This is a genomic window from Pseudomonas sp. Hz4 (assembly GCF_054898165.1).
Genome location: NZ_CM142719.1, coordinates 1,466,651 through 1,483,402, shown reverse-complemented (window position 1 = coordinate 1,483,402; position 16,752 = coordinate 1,466,651). Strand labels below are relative to the sequence as shown.

At 56.9% G+C, this 16,752-nt stretch carries 14 protein-coding genes; 13 read left to right on the top strand and 1 reads right to left on the bottom strand.

The window, feature by feature from the left end:
* Positions 1-270 precede the first annotated feature (270 nt).
* From ACYZTR_RS06595 to glpD, 4 genes are all read left to right on the top strand, one after another.
* On the top strand, positions 271-1,122 hold the full coding sequence (locus ACYZTR_RS06595) for an MIP/aquaporin family protein (protein ID WP_461979606.1): 852 nt from the start codon (positions 271-273) through the stop codon (positions 1,120-1,122).
* A 76-nt stretch (positions 1,123-1,198) separates the two neighbouring features.
* Positions 1,199-2,704, top strand: coding sequence for a glycerol kinase GlpK (glpK, locus tag ACYZTR_RS06590; RefSeq protein ID WP_461977421.1), 1,506 nt, complete (start codon positions 1,199-1,201; stop codon positions 2,702-2,704).
* Between the two features lie 95 nt (positions 2,705-2,799).
* Positions 2,800-3,555 (top strand): DeoR/GlpR family transcriptional regulator, encoded by a 756-nt coding sequence (locus ACYZTR_RS06585; RefSeq protein WP_007916700.1) that lies wholly within the window; start codon positions 2,800-2,802, stop codon positions 3,553-3,555.
* 333 nt (positions 3,556-3,888) lie between these two features.
* Positions 3,889-5,427 (top strand): glycerol-3-phosphate dehydrogenase, encoded by a 1,539-nt coding sequence (glpD, locus tag ACYZTR_RS06580; RefSeq protein ID WP_461977419.1) that lies wholly within the window; start codon positions 3,889-3,891, stop codon positions 5,425-5,427.
* Positions 5,428-5,486: 59 nt separating this feature from the next.
* Here glpD and ACYZTR_RS06575 read toward each other — a convergent pair whose 3' ends face one another.
* Positions 5,487-6,374, bottom strand: a complete 888-nt coding sequence (locus tag ACYZTR_RS06575; protein ID WP_461979604.1) for a LysR family transcriptional regulator — start codon at positions 6,372-6,374, stop codon at positions 5,487-5,489.
* A gap of 105 nt (positions 6,375-6,479) precedes the next feature.
* Here ACYZTR_RS06575 and ACYZTR_RS06570 point away from each other — a divergent pair, with 105 nt between their 5' ends.
* The 9 genes from ACYZTR_RS06570 to ACYZTR_RS06530 all read left to right on the top strand — a co-directional run bounded on the left by ACYZTR_RS06570 (position 6,480) and on the right by ACYZTR_RS06530 (position 16,646).
* Positions 6,480-7,847, top strand: coding sequence for an MFS transporter (locus tag ACYZTR_RS06570; RefSeq protein ID WP_461977417.1), 1,368 nt, complete (start codon positions 6,480-6,482; stop codon positions 7,845-7,847).
* A complete protein-coding gene (locus ACYZTR_RS06565) occupies positions 7,828-8,238 on the top strand; it encodes a DUF4440 domain-containing protein (RefSeq protein ID WP_461977415.1) in 411 nt (136 codons plus the stop codon). The genes ACYZTR_RS06570 and ACYZTR_RS06565 overlap by 20 nt, the downstream gene beginning before the upstream one ends.
* Positions 8,239-8,245: 7 nt before the next feature.
* Positions 8,246-9,193 (top strand): flavin reductase family protein, encoded by a 948-nt coding sequence (locus ACYZTR_RS06560; RefSeq protein WP_461977413.1) that lies wholly within the window; start codon positions 8,246-8,248, stop codon positions 9,191-9,193.
* 13 nt (positions 9,194-9,206) lie between these two features.
* Positions 9,207-10,511, top strand: coding sequence for a Rieske 2Fe-2S domain-containing protein (locus tag ACYZTR_RS06555; RefSeq protein WP_461977411.1), 1,305 nt, complete (start codon positions 9,207-9,209; stop codon positions 10,509-10,511).
* Complete coding sequence (locus tag ACYZTR_RS06550; RefSeq protein WP_461977409.1) at positions 10,489-10,974, top strand: aromatic-ring-hydroxylating dioxygenase subunit beta; 486 nt, start codon at positions 10,489-10,491, stop codon at positions 10,972-10,974. The genes ACYZTR_RS06555 and ACYZTR_RS06550 overlap by 23 nt, the downstream gene beginning before the upstream one ends.
* Positions 10,975-10,991: 17 nt before the next feature.
* Positions 10,992-12,701 (top strand): NAD(P)/FAD-dependent oxidoreductase, encoded by a 1,710-nt coding sequence (locus ACYZTR_RS06545; protein ID WP_461977407.1) that lies wholly within the window; start codon positions 10,992-10,994, stop codon positions 12,699-12,701.
* A 44-nt stretch (positions 12,702-12,745) separates the two neighbouring features.
* Positions 12,746-14,083, top strand: a complete 1,338-nt coding sequence (locus tag ACYZTR_RS06540; protein WP_461977405.1) for an amidase family protein — start codon at positions 12,746-12,748, stop codon at positions 14,081-14,083.
* A 113-nt stretch (positions 14,084-14,196) separates the two neighbouring features.
* A complete protein-coding gene (mtr, locus tag ACYZTR_RS06535; protein WP_461977403.1) occupies positions 14,197-15,465 on the top strand; it encodes a tryptophan permease in 1,269 nt (422 codons plus the stop codon).
* A 266-nt stretch (positions 15,466-15,731) separates the two neighbouring features.
* Positions 15,732-16,646: a glutamate/aspartate ABC transporter substrate-binding protein gene (locus tag ACYZTR_RS06530; RefSeq protein WP_461977401.1), complete on the top strand. Its 915-nt coding sequence runs from the start codon at positions 15,732-15,734 to the stop codon at positions 16,644-16,646.
* The last annotated feature ends 106 nt before the right edge of the window (positions 16,647-16,752 follow it).

Here is a 16,752-nt window from a genome sequence, read left to right as displayed (position 1 = left end):
GGCGCCTTGCGCCGTTCGTCCATGTTCAGCCTGCGGCGTGAACGATGTGGTCATTCACGTGACTAATAGTTCGATTGTGACTGACGGTTCACTTTCGACCTTTGACAGCAGCGTTTCTTGTCTATATTTTTTCGAATCTGAATACTGTACGAATGTCTCACCACAGCACCCAGCAGCAGGCCGAGAACAGGATGGGGATCCTGCCTCGGTGAAAATCGCGCTTTGACCCTAATGAAAAAGCGCCAAACAAAAACAAAAACGAGGTTTTCAATGACAACTGCTTTACAACAACCGTCGCTCTCGAGCCAATGCATGGCCGAATTTCTGGGCACTGCGCTGCTGATCTTTTTTGGTACGGGTTGTGTTGCCGCGCTCAAGGTCGCGGGCGCCAGCTTCGGCCTTTGGGAAATCAGTATCATCTGGGGCATCGGCGTGAGCATGGCGATCTACCTGACCGCCGGCGTTTCCGGGGCTCACCTCAATCCCGCTGTCAGTATTGCCCTGAGCATTTTCGCTGACTTCGAAAAGCGCAAACTGCCGTTCTATATTCTCGCCCAGGTAGCGGGTGCCTTCTGTGGAGCGTTGTTGGTTTACACGCTGTACAGCAATTTATTCTTCGATTACGAACAAACCCACCATATGGTTCGTGGTACTCAGGCCAGCCTCGAATTGGCATCGGTATTCTCCACCTTCCCCAACCCGGTCTTGTCCACGACACAGGCCTTCCTGGTTGAAGTGATCATCACCGCCATCCTGATGGGCGTAATCATGTCCCTGACCGACGACAACAATGGCTTGCCAAAGGGTCCACTCGCTCCGCTACTGATCGGCCTGCTGATTGCCGTGATTGGCAGTTCGATGGGGCCGCTGACCGGTTTTGCGATGAACCCGGCGCGTGACTTCGGTCCTAAACTGATGACGTTCTTCGCTGGCTGGGGTGAAATTTCCTTCACCGGTGGGCGGGATATTCCGTATTTCCTGATTCCAATTTTTGCACCGATTGTCGGTGCCTGCCTCGGCGCTGCAGCTTATCGCGGGCTGATTGCCCGTCATCTGCCCAGCGCCATACCTGCTACAACGGATGCAGCACCAGCCATTGACGGCAAACCAAGAACTTCTTGATACCGTTGGCGCGTGATCCTGCCCATTAAGAGCGCGCGCCGGACCTCACTCCCTTTTTTCGTCCAAGGCAATCGACATGACCGACACTCAGAATAAGAACTACATCATTGCCCTCGATCAGGGTACGACCAGCTCCCGCGCGATCATTTTCGACCGTGACGCGAACGTGGTCTGCACCGCCCAGCGCGAATTCGTACAGCATTACCCGCAAGCCGGTTGGGTTGAACATGACCCGATGGAGATCTTCGCCACCCAAAGCGCCGTGATGGTCGAGGCCCTGGCTCAAGCCGGCCTGCATCACGACCAGGTCGCCGCCATCGGCATCACCAACCAGCGCGAAACGACGGTGGTCTGGGACAAGACCACCGGCCGCCCGATCTACAACGCAATCGTCTGGCAGTGCCGGCGCAGCACCGAGATCTGCCAGCAACTCAAGCGCGATGGCCACGAGCAATACATCAGCGACACCACGGGCCTGGTCACAGACCCCTACTTCTCCGGCACCAAGCTCAAATGGATCCTCGACAACGTCGAAGGCAGCCGCGAGCGCGCGCGCAACGGCGAACTGCTGTTCGGCACTGTCGACAGCTGGCTGATCTGGAAATTTACCGGCGGCAAGGTGCATGTCACCGACTACACCAACGCCTCGCGCACCATGCTCTTCAACATCCACACGCTTGAATGGGACGCGAAGATGCTGGAGGTGCTGGATATTCCGCGCGAGATGCTGCCGCTCGTTAAATCCTCGTCCGAAATTTACGGCCACACCAAAAGCGGCATTGCCATTGGCGGTATCGCCGGTGACCAGCAAGCGGCCCTGTTCGGCCAAATGTGCGTCGAGCCAGGCCAGGCGAAAAACACCTACGGCACCGGCTGCTTCCTGCTGATGAACACCGGCGACAAAGCTGTGAAGTCCAAACACGGCATGTTGACCACCATCGCTTGCGGCCCGCGCGGTGAAGTGGCTTACGCACTGGAAGGTGCAGTATTCAACGGTGGTTCTACCGTTCAGTGGCTGCGTGACGAACTGAAGATCATCAACGACGCCCACGACACCGAATACTTTGCCAACAAGGTCAAGGACAGCAACGGCGTGTACCTCGTGCCAGCCTTTACCGGTCTGGGCGCTCCGTATTGGGACCCGTATGCCCGTGGCGCATTGTTCGGTCTGACTCGCGGCGTCCGTGTGGATCACATTATTCGTGCGGCCCTGGAGTCGATTGCCTACCAGACCCGCGACGTTCTCGACGCCATGCAACAGGACTCCGGCGAACGCCTCAAGTCCCTGCGCGTGGATGGCGGTGCAGTGGCGAACAACTTCCTGATGCAGTTCCAGGCCGACATCCTCGGCACTCGGGTCGAGCGTCCGCAAATGCGCGAAACCACCGCACTGGGCGCGGCTTACCTGGCCGGTCTGGCATGTGGCTTTTGGAGCAGCCTGGATGACTTGCGCGGCAAGGCTGTTATCGAGCGCGAATTCGAGCCGACCCTGGACGAAACCGCGAAGGAAAAACTCTATGCCGGCTGGAAAAAAGCCGTCAGCCGCACCCGCGATTGGGAACCGCACGAGGGCGCTGAATAAGCCAAGCCCGGGACACGAATAGGGTTGTAACTGGTCGGGAGCAGATTCCTGCGGCATCATGGGCAAATTTTGCACGGCAGCCCAAAGGAAGCCCCATGAATCTGCCTCCCCGTCAGCAGCAAATCCTCGAACTGGTCCGCGAACGCGGCTATGTCAGCATCGAGGAAATGGCTACGCTGTTCGTCGTTACACCGCAAACCATTCGCCGCGATATCAATCAGCTCGCGGAAGCTAATTTGTTGCGTCGCTACCATGGTGGCGCCGCTTACGATTCCAGCGTCGAAAACACCGCCTACGCCATGCGTGCCGACCAGATGCGCGATGAAAAACAGCGTATCGGCGAAGCCATTGCCGCGCAGATCCCCGATCACGCCTCGCTGTTCATCAATATCGGTACCACCACCGAATCGATTGCCCGGGCGTTGCTCAATCACAATCACCTGAAAATCATCACCAACAACCTCCACGTGGCCTCGATGCTCAGCGCCAAGGACGACTTCGACGTTCTGCTGACCGGTGGCAATGTGCGGCGTGACGGTGGTGTGGTTGGTCAGGCCAGTGTCGACTTCATTAACCAGTTCAAGGTTGATTTCGCCCTGGTCGGCATCAGCGGTATAGATGAAGACGGCAGCCTGCTTGACTTCGACTATCAGGAAGTTCGGGTATCCCAGGCAATCATCGCCAATGCCCGACAGGTAATCCTGGCGGCTGACTCCAGCAAATTCGGGCGCAACGCCATGATTCGTTTGGGGCCGATCAGCCTGATCGATTGCCTGGTCACCGATCAGCAGCCTGTGCCTGCGTTGGCGCAGTTGTTGAGTCAGCACAAGATTCGGCTCGAAGTGGTTTAAACCCTTTCGAAAATAGCGCGCCCCCTTGTGGCGAGGGAGCTTGCTCCCGTTCGGCTGCGCAGCAGACGCAGATCAGACGACATGTTCTTTCCTGAAATACCGCGATCGCCGGTTTTGGGGCTGCTTCGCAGCCCAGCGGGAGCAAGCTCCCTCGCCACAGAGGCACTCCCAGCACTCTCTAAATGTTCGGAAATTTTCCTTTAACGGCCCTTCGATCAGTATTTTCAATCGAAGTTAGCTGGCTGTGGGCGACTTTATGGGCTACCATTTTCGCAAATGAACATTAATGTTCGAATTCCAATACCGAAAATCATAAAAGCCCGAGGCCAGCCGATGCCCACTTCTACCTTGCCTACGCCCCCTCTCGCTGAGGTCTACGACATCGCCGTCATCGGTGGCGGGATCAATGGCGTGGGGATCGCAGCGGATGCCGCCGGTCGCGGTCTTTCGGTGTTTCTTTGCGAAAAGGATGACCTGGCCAGCCACACCTCGTCGGCCAGCAGCAAGCTGATCCACGGTGGCCTGCGCTACCTCGAACATTACGAATTCCGTCTGGTGCGCGAAGCCTTGGCCGAACGCGAAGTGCTGCTGGCCAAGGCCCCGCACATCGTCAAGCAAATGCGCTTCGTGCTGCCGCACCGCCCACACCTGCGTCCGGCCTGGATGATCCGCGCCGGCCTGTTCCTTTATGACCACCTCGGCAAGCGGGAAAAGCTCGAAGGTTCGAAAAGCGTGAAGTTCGGCCCGGACAGTCCGCTGAAAAGCGAAATCACTAAAGGCTTCGAATACTCCGATTGCTGGGTCGACGATGCTCGTCTTGTGGTACTGAACGCCATGGCCGCCCGCGAAAAAGGCGCCCACGTTCACACCCAGACTCGTTGCGTCAGCGCCCGTCGCACCAAGGGTCTGTGGCACCTGCACTTGGAGCGAGCCGATGGCAGCCTGTTTTCGATCCGCGCCAAGGCGCTGGTGAATGCGGCCGGCCCATGGGTCGCCAAGTTCATTCGGGATGACCTGAAGATGGAATCGCCTTACGGCATTCGCCTGATCCAGGGCAGCCACCTGATCGTGCCGAAACTGTACGAAGGTGAGCACGCACACATTCTGCAAAACGAAGATCAGCGCATTGTGTTCACCATTCCGTACCTGAACCACTTCACCCTGATTGGCACCACCGACCGCGAATACACCGGCGACCCGGCGAAAGTCGCAATCACCGAAGGTGAAACTGATTACCTGCTGAAAGTGGTCAACTCCCATTTCAAGAAGCGCATCAGCCGCGACGATATCCTGCACAGCTATTCCGGTGTTCGTCCGCTGTGCAACGACGAATCCGACAACCCGTCGGCCGTCACCCGCGACTACACCCTGGCGCTGTCAGGCAGTGGTGAAGAAGCGCCGCTGCTGTCGGTGTTCGGCGGCAAGCTGACCACCTACCGCAAACTGGCCGAGTCGGCGCTGGCGCAACTGACTCCGTACTTCAAAGACATCAAGCCAAGCTGGACCGCCAGCGCAACCCTGCCGGGCGGCGAAGACATGACCACCCCGCAGGCGCTGAGCTCGCTGATCCGCGACAAGTTCGACTGGGTCCCGAGCGAAATTTCCCGCCGCTGGGCCACCACCTACGGCAGCCGCACCTGGCGCATGCTTGAGGGCGTGCAAAACCTCAGCGACCTGGGCGAACACCTCGGTGGCGGTCTCTACACCCGCGAAGTCGATTACCTGTGCAGCGAAGAGTGGGCGACCACGGCGCACGACATTCTGTGGCGCCGCAGCAAGCTGGGGCTGTTCACCACCCCGGCGGAACAGGAAAAGCTTGCGGATTACCTGAACAAGGTCGAACAGAACCGCAGCAAGATCGAAGCGGCCTGATCGGAAATCCGATTAAAAAGCCCCTGAATCTCACGATTCAGGGGCTTTTTTGTAGGTGCTCATTGCGCCAGATGCAGCAACAGGAAATCAATGAACGCCCTCGATTTGTGAGGCAAATGCGGGTTATTGGGAAACACGACGTTGACGGACTGCGAGGGCAGCGAATAGTCGGGCAACAGGCGGATCAGCCGCTCGCTGGCAATGTCGTCCTTGACCACCCACGCGGGCAGCACCGAGACCCCAAGGGACGACAACGTCATGGAGCGAATGGCCGTGGAGGAATTGGATTCAAACTGATTGATCCCGCTGATCTCTACAATCCCCAGTTGCGGATGACGCAACGTCCACTGAGTCGGTGCCTGCAGGTTGCTATTGGCAATCCACGGCACCGAATTCAGGTCCTGGGGATTTTGCACCGGGTGACGCGCAAGAAACGCCTCGGCAGCCACCAAAACAATTTCATAATCCGCCAGCTTACGGCTCTTGAATGCCGAGTCCGACAAGTTGCCTAAACGGATAACCAGGTCTAACTTTTCCGCCACCAGATCATTGAGTGACGAGTTAAAGTTATAACAGAGTTTTATCTCCGGATAGCGCTCTATAAATTGCGGAATCAACGGCAGAATATACGCCTCACCGTATTCACTGGTGGAACTGAAGCGCAGTTTACCGGAAACCCGATTATGCCCTTTTAATACATTATCAAAGGCATTATCAATATCCGCGACAATACCTTTGAACTCTTCATAAAAGTCCTGACCGATTTCGGTGAGGGATATATTTCGGGTATTACGAATCAACAACGTCGCTGACAGCACGTCTTCCAGTGCCTTGACATGCAGACTAGCCATGGCTTTGCTGATGCTCAGGTAATTGGCGGCCTTGGTGTAAGAACCAAAATCGACCACGGCCAGAAATGTCTGGACCCGATTAAGATGAGTGTGCATAGCAATATGGTTCACTGTTAAATCCTGTCAAACATTGTTTCAAGGATAGTCGTATCGACAGTTCAAGTCCACCGCCCCTATGCTTTGCGGCAAAGGGGAAACAACATGACCTATCGCTACAAAGTTGCACTGATATTTCTGATCGGCTTTTTTATAGACTGCATTAACATCTTTATGTCGGCGGTCGCATTACCGAGTATATCGGCGGCGTTGCACGTTAGTACTTCAGACGTTGCCTGGGTGGCTAACGCTTACATTCTGGGGCTGACACTGATCATCCCGGTCAGCACCTGGCTGGCCGGTCGTTTTGGCAGCCGGGAAATCCTCACCGCCTCAATGATCGTGTTCACCGGCTCCGTGTGGATGTGCGGGCTGGCCAACAGTTTCAACGAACTGGTGATCTGGCGCTTTATCCAGGGGATTGGCGGCGGCCTGTTGATTCCAGTCGGCCAGGCGCTGACGTTCAACCTGTTCAAGGGTGCGCAGCGGGCGAAAATATCCACATTGGTCATGGCCGTTGCCCTGATAGCGCCCGCCATTTCACCAACCATCGGCGGCATCATCGTCGACAGCAGTTCCTGGCGCTGGGTGTTCTACAGCAACATCCCGTTCTCGCTGATCGCGGCATTGTTGTCCTGGTTCTGGATCAACGAAGCGCGGCCGACGAGTTTGCCCAGGCCCGACATCAAGGGCTTGTTGTTGGTCAGCGCGGCACTCGGCAGCCTGCTGATGGGCATGTCGTTGTATGGCGGCGACGCTACGGCAGGGTTGGCCGCCCTCTTCGTCATGGCCGGCGTTGCTTTCGTCGTGCTGTACGGGCTGCACTACCGCACATGCAAAAACCCGATCATTGAACTGAGCCTTCTCAAAAGCAAAAAACTCAGCACCTCCATCTTTATTTACTACGCGATTCCCGGTGTGTTCACGGGGGTCAATTTGATGAGCATCTTTTTCCTGCAAAACACCCTGCACTTCAGCGCCCGACTGACAGGGATGTTCATGATTCTCTACGCCATCGGCGCGTTCATCGCGATGCTGATTTGTGGCCGGGTCTATAACCGAATGGGCGCAAAGCGGCTGTTTGCCCTCGGTATGTTGTTGCACAGCGTCGGCATTGCCACCCTGTTACTGGTGAACGATCCCTCAGACCTTCTGGTGATTGTCATCGCCTACAGCCTGATGGGAATTGGCGGCGGCATCGGTGCCAACACAGCACAAACCACGTCGTTGATGGACTTTGAGGGCAATGACACCCACAAGGCCAGTGTCATCTGGAACATCAACCGACAGATGTCATTCAGCATCGGCGCCGCCCTCTTCCTGATGGTTTTCAACCTGCTCTTGAAGCATTTCGATACCACCCAGGCCTACCACGTGACCTTCGCCATCGCCGCGCTGGTGGGCCTGCTCCCACTCTTTCAACTGAGTCAGTTGAACACTCAAAAGGACTGTCATGCACAACAAAATAGTTGAACAGGCGCACCACAGCATTCATCACGTGCACGAGCTGATCCACACCCTGTTCACCGATGTAAACGGTAAGGGGCAGGCCGCGCTCGAGCCGCTGATGTCGGCATTCGCCGAGCACTTCACCATGGTCACCACTTCGGCCGCCATCGTCAGCCGGGCGATGGTCGAACAGATGTTCAAGGGGGCGGTCGGCGCCAAGCCAGGCCTGGAGATCGTCATCAGCGACCTGCAGACGGTCTGGCAAGAAGGCGACAGCGTGGCGATCCGCTACAAGGAAACCCATCGCCTCGACCAGCGCGAAAGCTCACGGGTTTCGGTGGCGATCATTGGCATCCATCACCACAACGCCCAATGGATCTACCTGCATGAAACGCCGCTAAGCCAGGAAAGCTGATTCTCGTATGAACTACACAATCACTGATTGCCGAATGCTCTCGGCCTCTATCAAAGAAATCACCGTCAGCCCGCAAACACCGGGGTGTGCGGCGCCGGAAGCGGGCGCGCATTTCAAATGGTTCATCCCCGAACTGAATGAATGGCGGCACTACTCGGCGGTACAGCTGGCAGACTGCATGACGCCGCAAGACAGCGTCGTCTTTGCCATCCGGCTCACGGCCGACTCAGTCAGCAGTCGCTGTATTCGCTCGCTAACAGTCAACGACACGGTGCAGCTCGATGGCCCGTTCAATACGTTCACTTACCCGCTCACTGAAGGCGTCGGCAGGGACATTGCGATTGCCGGCGGCATCGGCATTACGCCACTGACCGGGATCCTTCATCACCTGACGTCATTGAATCGAAGCACGCACCTGCACTATTTCGCCAGGAGCGACGACGACGCGGCCTATGCCTTGCCAATGCAGGCACTGCTGCAGGAGCGCCTGCACTTGCACTTCTCCAGTCAGCCCGATGGCCGCCGCTCTATCGGCCAGGTGCTGGCGGATCTGGCACCACAGGACCGGCTCTACGTCTGCGGCCCGCAATCGATGCTCAACGACGTGTTTTACCATGCCGAGGCCAATGGCCTGGCGCGCGAGCGCATCCATTTTGAAATCTTCAACGTGGTTCGGGAAGTCGATGCGTCGGCCTTTGTGATTGACGCCGTCGAGTCGGGTATCAGCGTCAACGTCAATCAGGATCAAACCTTGCTGGAGGCACTGGAGGCGGCCGGTCTTGACCCGCTCTACGACTGTCGACGCGGTGAGTGTGGTGTCTGCGCGCTAGAGGTCCTTGAGGGTGAAGTCGATCATCGCGATTTCATCATGAGCGAAAAAGAAGCTGCCTGTAGCGCAAGGATTTATCCCTGCGTCTCGCGGGCTAAAAGCCAACGCCTGAAGCTGGCGATCTAACGAGGAACACCGTTTGGACAATTACTTCAACGGCAGAGAAGTGCACAAATCGCTCTTCCTTGATCAACAGCTCTTCGAACAAGAACAACACAACGTCTTCGCCGCCAGTTGGTGCTATGTGGGGCACGACAGCCTGATCCCGCAGCCCGGCGACTTTTTCACCACCGACATTGCACAGCAACCCTTGGCGATGGTCCGGCAAAAAAATGGCGAGATTGTTGTTCTGCATAACCGCTGCCCGCACAAAGGTGTGAAAGTGCTGGCCGAGCCTCGCGGTCATGTCGGCCGGTTCATCCGCTGCCCTTACCATGCGTGGACATTCAAGACCGATGGCGAACTGTTGAGTATTCCGGTGAAGAAGGAATACGACGAGTGCGACCTCAGCGCGTGCTCTGCCCACAAAGGCATGCAAGCCGTCGCGGCGGTGGAGAATTATCGCGGTTTTGTGTTTGTCCGGCTCCAGGCCGAAGGCATCGACTTCAACGAGTTTTTCGGCGAGTCATTATCAACGCTGGACAACATGGTGTTGCGCTCGCCCCTGGGTCAGTTGCGCGTCGTTGGCCAACCGCTCCTGCACCGCCACCGCTGCAACTGGAAAATGGTCGTCGATAACCAGACCGACACCTGTCACCCGATGATTGCCCACGAGTCCTCGGCGGGCGAGGCGATTCGCTTGTGGAAGGAAACCAGCGACCAGACCAGCCCTTCGCCCATGGCGGTCGAGCTGTTTTCACCGTTCATGGCGTCCTACGAGTTTTTCGCCAACATGGGCATTCGCATCTGGCCCAACGGCCATGGGCATACCGGCGTCAGCAACTCAATCCATAAAGCCTATGCCGATATTCCGGGTTACTGGGAGCTGATGGTCCAGAGTTATGGCGAACGCCAGGCCAGCGAGATTCTCGAAGACACCCGACACAACACCGTCTATTTCCCGAACCTGATGGTCAAGGGACCGATCCAGACGTTGCGGGTGATCAAGCCGATCAGCGCCCAGGAGACGGTGGTCGAGTCTTGGATCTTCGAGTTGTTGGGGGCCCCCATCCAGTTGCTGGAAAGAACCGTCCAATACAACAACCTGATCAATTCCCCCTGCTCGATGGTTGCACACGACGATGTGGAAATGTACGAGCGGGCGACGGAGGGATTGCGCAGTGACGCCAACGAGTGGGTCAACGTGGCGCGCCTCTTTGAATTGAACGAATCGTATGAGCGGACCCACGTGGTTTCGGGCACCAGCGAAATGGCGATGCGCAACTTTTACAACAGCTGGCAGCACTTGATGCGGGATAACCATGCAACTCGATCAGAACAATAAACACGCCATCGAACAGTTGATCGCCAGCGAAATCCAGCTGTTGGACCAACAGGATTTCAGTGCCTGGCAACAACTGCTGACCCCCGAATACACCTACTGGATACCGTTGAGACGAGAACAGACCAGCCCCCTTCATGAGTCCTCGTTGCTGTATGAAGACCGGTTTCTGACCACGTTGCGAATCAACCGATTGGCCAACGCGCGCAACTACTCGCAACAGCCAAAAAGTCGCAGTTTGCATATCGCCCAGTCTCCGCTGATCCGAATGGAAGATGACGAGCTGAGCGCATTGAGCAGTACCAACATGCTCTATTGCGAAGCCCGCGGGGACAGCGAATGGCATTACCCGGTCACCGTTGAGCATCAACTGATTAACGCCGAAGGCACCTGGAAAATCAAAGGCAAAAAAGTACTTCTGCTCAATCCCTCCCGAGCGATTGAAAGCCTGCAGTTAATTATTTGATTTATCGAGAATCACACGTGAACGTTATAAGTACCGGCTTCGACGAAGCCACATTCCCCTGTTCTTTTCCGTATGTCGATTTGTTGTATGACTACGGCCAGTTTTTGCGCAATGCCAGTGATGCGATCGGTTACCTGCCACCTGAAGCGACCAACAAACACATTGGCATTGTCGGCGCCGGGTTAAGCGGACTGGTCGCTGCCTACGAACTACTCCGTGCCGGCGCCCGTCGGGTCACGCTGTTCGAGGCCGCCGAGGAGCACTTGGGCGGTCGCTTGCTAACCCAACGCTTTGACGATGACCACCCGCAATTCATCGCCGAAATGGGCGCAATGCGCTTTCCTCCCAGCGAGGTCGGGTTGTTTCACTACCTGAACCGGTTCGGCATCGAAACTACTGAAGCGTTTCCTGACCCTGGCGTCGTGGACACTGAAATCCACTACCGCGGTGAGACTCATCACTGGGCGGCCATGCAGCCGCCGCCGGCCATTTTCAGCACGGTCCATCGTGGCTGGAATGCGTTTTTGAAAGAAGGCGTGATCTTCGATGACGGCACCTGCCTGGCGCCACCGTTGTTACTGACCGAGTTACTGAAGCAACACAATTACGCGCAAGTGCAGCCGGAATGGCAGCGCTATCTGGATTGCTTCGGCGACAGCTCGTTCTATTCGGCCATGGTGCGGATTTTTACCGGCAGCAACCCGCCCGGCGGACAACAGTGGCGTAAACCCGAAGACTTCCATCTATTCGGTTCGCTGGGGATTGGCTCAGGCGGTTTTCAATCGGTGTACCGCGCCTCCTTTACCGAGATTCTGCGGCTGGTGGTCAATGGCCTCGAAGTCAATCAACGGCTGGTGCCTATGGGCATCTCGTCGCTGTCGGAGTTGATTGCCGATACGTCATTCAACGGCATACCACTGCGCGACCGAATCTGCCGCACCCGCATCGAATCCATCAACAAGGGCCATAACGGTGAAATCCTGCTGGCTGGCAGCAATGGCGAAACCTATGCCTGCGACCGGGTGATTACCACGACCACCACCCGGGCGCTGCAAGTGAACCTCAAGCTCACGCAGAACCAGGCATTCGTGAATCGTGATGTGGCCCGGGCGATCAACGAAACCCACATGGTCGGCTCGTCCAAGCTGTTCATCCTGACCAAAGACAAGTTCTGGTTGAAACATGGTCTGCCACAGAACATCCAGACGGACACCCTGGTGAAGGGCGTGTATTGCCTCGATTACGCGCCGCAGGACCCTGACTCCTGGGGTGTGGTATTGATTAGCTACACCTGGGAAGACGACTCCCACAAGATGGTTTCAATGACCGACAAAGTTCAACGCTGCTTGCGTCTTGTCGATGAACTGGCCATGAGCGCACCAAAGTTTGCCAGCCACCTTCTACCGCTCAATGGTAACTACCAGCGCTACGTCCTGGAGTATGACTGGCTGACCGACAAGCATTCGCTGGGTGCCTTCAAACTCAATTTTCCGGGTGACGATATCTACTCGGAGCGCTTGTTCTACCAATTCAAAACGGCCCTCGATCCACAACAGGACACGGGGTTGTACCTCGCCGGGTGCGGCTGCTCTTTCACCGGTGGCTGGGCGGAAGGCGCCATTCAAACAGCGCTAAATAGTGCCTGTGCGGTGATCAGCAGTCTGGGTGGCGACTTGATTGTCGACAATCCGCTGGATGGGCTGCACGCTCAATACCGCTATTGCTGATGCCTTCATCGCAAGCCTCCATCTCTATAGCCGAGACCCGTTTTATGTATAGCCAGCTTTCAATTGAAGAACTCGTCAGCGGATTTCGCGGTGGCCGCCATTGTCTGGACACCTGGCACCAATCCCTGCGCGAGAAACAGTTTAATCATCAACACCTGAACAGCTTTATCACGTTCGATCCGGCCGCGTTCGAGAGCGCCCCAGGCGTCGACCGAGAGGCAGGCCTGTATGGCATTCCCGTTTCCTTCAAGGACAACATCAATGTCAGCGGCATGCCGACCACCGCCGGAACGCCGGGACTGGCCGCTTACTACCCGTTGTCCGATGCCGGGATTGTCGAGCGCTTCAAGGCGCTGGGGGCAAGGGTCGTTGGTAAAAACAACATGCATGAACTTTCGTTCGGGGTGACGTCGGCCAACCGAACCCACGGCGCCGTGGTCAACCCGGCCGACGAACGCTACAGCGCAGGCGGCAGCAGCGGTGGTTGTGCGGCAGCCGTCGCCGCCGGTCTTGTGCCGTGCGCCGTGGGCACCGACACCGGCGGCTCGGTGCGCATACCCGCAGCGTTCTGCGGGATCGTCGGGTTCCGCCCCACCACGGGTTGTTACCCGGTCGACGGCATCGTGCCCGTTTCCCAGACTAAGGACACGCCGGGGCTACTGACCCGCACACTGCAAGACTGCCAGTTCATCCACCGTCTTCTGACCGGGACCCGCCCCGCGGCCCTAGACAACAACAGACCGCTACGGGTGGGCATACCGGAAAAATTCCTCTGGGCCGACCTCGACGAAAAAGTCCGACGGGACTGCTTCGCGGCTATCGAGGTACTGGCAGATCGGGGCGTGGAGCTGGTTCCGGTCGATGACCTGTTGATCGGGGAAATCAACGAGAGCATTCAGTTCCCATTGCCGATTTATGAGTTCTTTATCGACTTCCCGCGCTTCTTGATGAAAGAAGGCTGGGGCGACCGTTTCCTGAGCATCCTGGCGCAGATCCAGGACCCAGGCATCAAGAAAATACTGACGGCGCAACTTGAGAGCCCGGCTATTTCCTACACGGACTATGTACAGGCATTGATGAGCAAACTGCAGCTGGGTCGTGAATACAGCCGTCTGTTCAATGCCCATCAACTGGATGTAATTGCGTACCCCACCGTCAGTTGCACGGCACCGTTGCTCACGGATTGCGAAGCAGAAAGCAACTTCGAAACGTTCGTGCGCAACACCGACCCGGCGAGCAACCTGGCCGCCCCCAGTGTCACCGTTCCGGTAGCGGAAAAACACTCGCTGCCGGTCGGACTCTCGTTCGACGCGTTACCCGGGCAGGACAGCCTGCTGCTGGAGAGAGCCCGTCAGTTGTCACGCTTGCTGGCCATGCACTAATGCGCTGTCGGCGCCATTCATCAGCAACGCTGAATGGCGCTGATCCTTTCGTACGCCGACCTTTCCGTCCGCTGAAAGAACAGCCCTCTAATAATTCAGATGCAGGCCTTGCCATGCGCAGCACTTCTTCGTCCTCTTCCGCTACCCCCGTCGCACTCGAACGGTCGCCCTCGGTGGTCGGCGGCGCCATGATGACCGGTGGCACCATTGTCGGCGCCGGCATGTTTTCGCTGCCGGTCGTCATGTCCGGCCTGTGGTTTTATGGCTCCGTCGCGGTCCTGTTGTTTGCCTGGTTCTGTACCTTGCATTCCGGATTGATGATTCTTGAGGCCAACCTCAACTATCGTCCGGGCGCCAGTTTTTCAACGATCACCAAAGACCTGTTGGGTCGTCACTGGAATGTGTTGAACGGCTTGAGCATCGTCTTTGTCCTGTACACGCTGACCTACGCCTACATCTCGGCCAGCAGTTCGGTCATTCATCACAGCGCCCAGTCATTGGGATTGAATCTGTCGGCACGTGCCGGGGGCTTGTATTTCACCCTGACAGTCGCGCTCATCGTATGGCTGAGCACGGCGGCAGTGAGCCGGGTGACCACGGTGATATTCGGCGCAAAGATCATCGCGTTTTTCCTGACCTTCGGCGGGCTGCTCGATCATGTGCAACCGGCGACACTGCTCAATCGAAACGCCACGGATAGCCACTACCTCCCTTACCTGCTAATGACCCTGCCCTTCTGCCTGACGTCCTTCGGCTTTCACGGCAATGTTCCCAGCCTGATGAAACACTTCGGCAAAGACCCGCAGCGTATCCGTGCCTGCCTGATCAGCGGTACCCTCATCGCGCTTGGGCTCTACGTCGTCTGGATGGTTTGCAGCATGGGGAACATTCCCCGGGATGGGTTCAAGGACATCGCTCAGCGTGGCGGTAATATCGACGTACTGATCAGCGCGTTGGGGGCAATGCTCAACAGCGCAAAAATCGACGTATTCCTCACCCTTTTTTCCAACTTCGCCGTTGCCTGCTCCTTTCTCGGCGTGACTCTGGGGCTGTTCGATTATCTGGCCGATGTGCTGGGTTTTGACGACAGCCCGCGAGGTCGCCTGAAAACCGCAGCCACCACCTTCCTACCGCCCATGCTCTGCGGGTTGTTGTGGCCCGAAGGGTTTATCCATGCCATCGGTTTCGCCGGTCTGGCGGCGACCCTCTGGGCCGTCATTACCCCGGCATTGCTGGCCAGCGCTTCACGCAAACGCTTCGGCAGCCCGCGGTATCGCGTCTGGGGAGGCCAGCCCATGATTGCCCTGGTGTTGTTTTTCGGCGCGATCAGTGCAGTTTCACATGTCCTGTTTTCACTGGGTTTGTTGCCGGTGTGGCGTTAGCGGCCCCAAACACCATTCGGTTTTCCGAACGAGACCTGTCGGTCGATTCGGTTAACCGGATTCGCCAACGTCAAAATCTGCGCCATAAATATTTAATACCCTTATAAATCAATGATTTGATCTGTCAGGCCTGGCCTGGCACGAGTCATGCTCTACACTCTTGGACGAATGTCCGCTGTGCCAACCCTTCGGGAGCCGGCAAGCATTCGAAGCACAAAGGGCCGATGAACTGGCTCCATAAAAAAAACAATGTCGAGGAAAATTTGATGCGCATCGTTCCCCATATCCTGGGCGCAGCCATTGCTGCCGCTCTGATCAGCACTCCAGTTTTCGCCGCCGAACTCACCGGCACCCTGAAGAAGATCAAAGAGTCCGGCGTTATCACCCTCGGGCATCGTGACGCTTCCATTCCGTTTTCCTATATCGCGGACGCTTCCGGCAAACCGGTTGGCTACTCCCACGATATCCAGATGAAAATCGTCGAAGCCATCAAGAAAGACCTCGACTTGCCGAACCTCCAGGTCAAATACAACCTGGTCACCTCGCAAACCCGTATCCCGCTGGTGCAGAACGGCACCGTGGACGTCGAGTGCGGCTCCACCACCAACAACGTCGAACGTCAGCAGCAAGTTGACTTCTCCGTTGGCATCTTCGAAGTGGGTACTCGCCTGCTGTCGAAAACCGCTTCGGAGTACAAGGACTTCGACAACCTGAAAGGCAAGAACGTCGTGACCACCGCCGGCACCACGTCCGAGCGTATCCTCAAGTCGATGAACGCCGACAAGCAGATGGGCATGAACGTGATCTCCGCCAAGGACCACGGCGAGTCCTTCAACATGCTGGAATCGGGCCGTGCCGTTGCTTTCATGATGGACGACGCCTTGCTGGCCGGTGAAATGGCCAAGGCCAAGAAGCCTGCTGATTGGTCGGTAACCGGTACTGCCCAGTCCTATGAAATCTACGGCTGCATGGTTCGCAAGGGCGACGAGCCGTTCAAGAAGGCTGTGGACGACGCAATCGTCGCGACCTACAAGTCGGGCGAGATCAACAAGATCTACGAAAAATGGTTCATGCAGCCAATCCCGCCTAAAGGCCTGAACCTGAACTTCCCGATGAGCGAGAAGATCAAGGAATTGATCGCCAATCCGACCGATAAAGCGGCTGACGACAAGAAGTCCTGATTTCTGACTAACCTTATCTCCTGAGAGGGCCACTGCCCTTTCAGGGGTTGTCACTCCCTGCTGGCATTTTTGGAAACACTCGAACCGGTGGCTGTCGAGCCGCTCG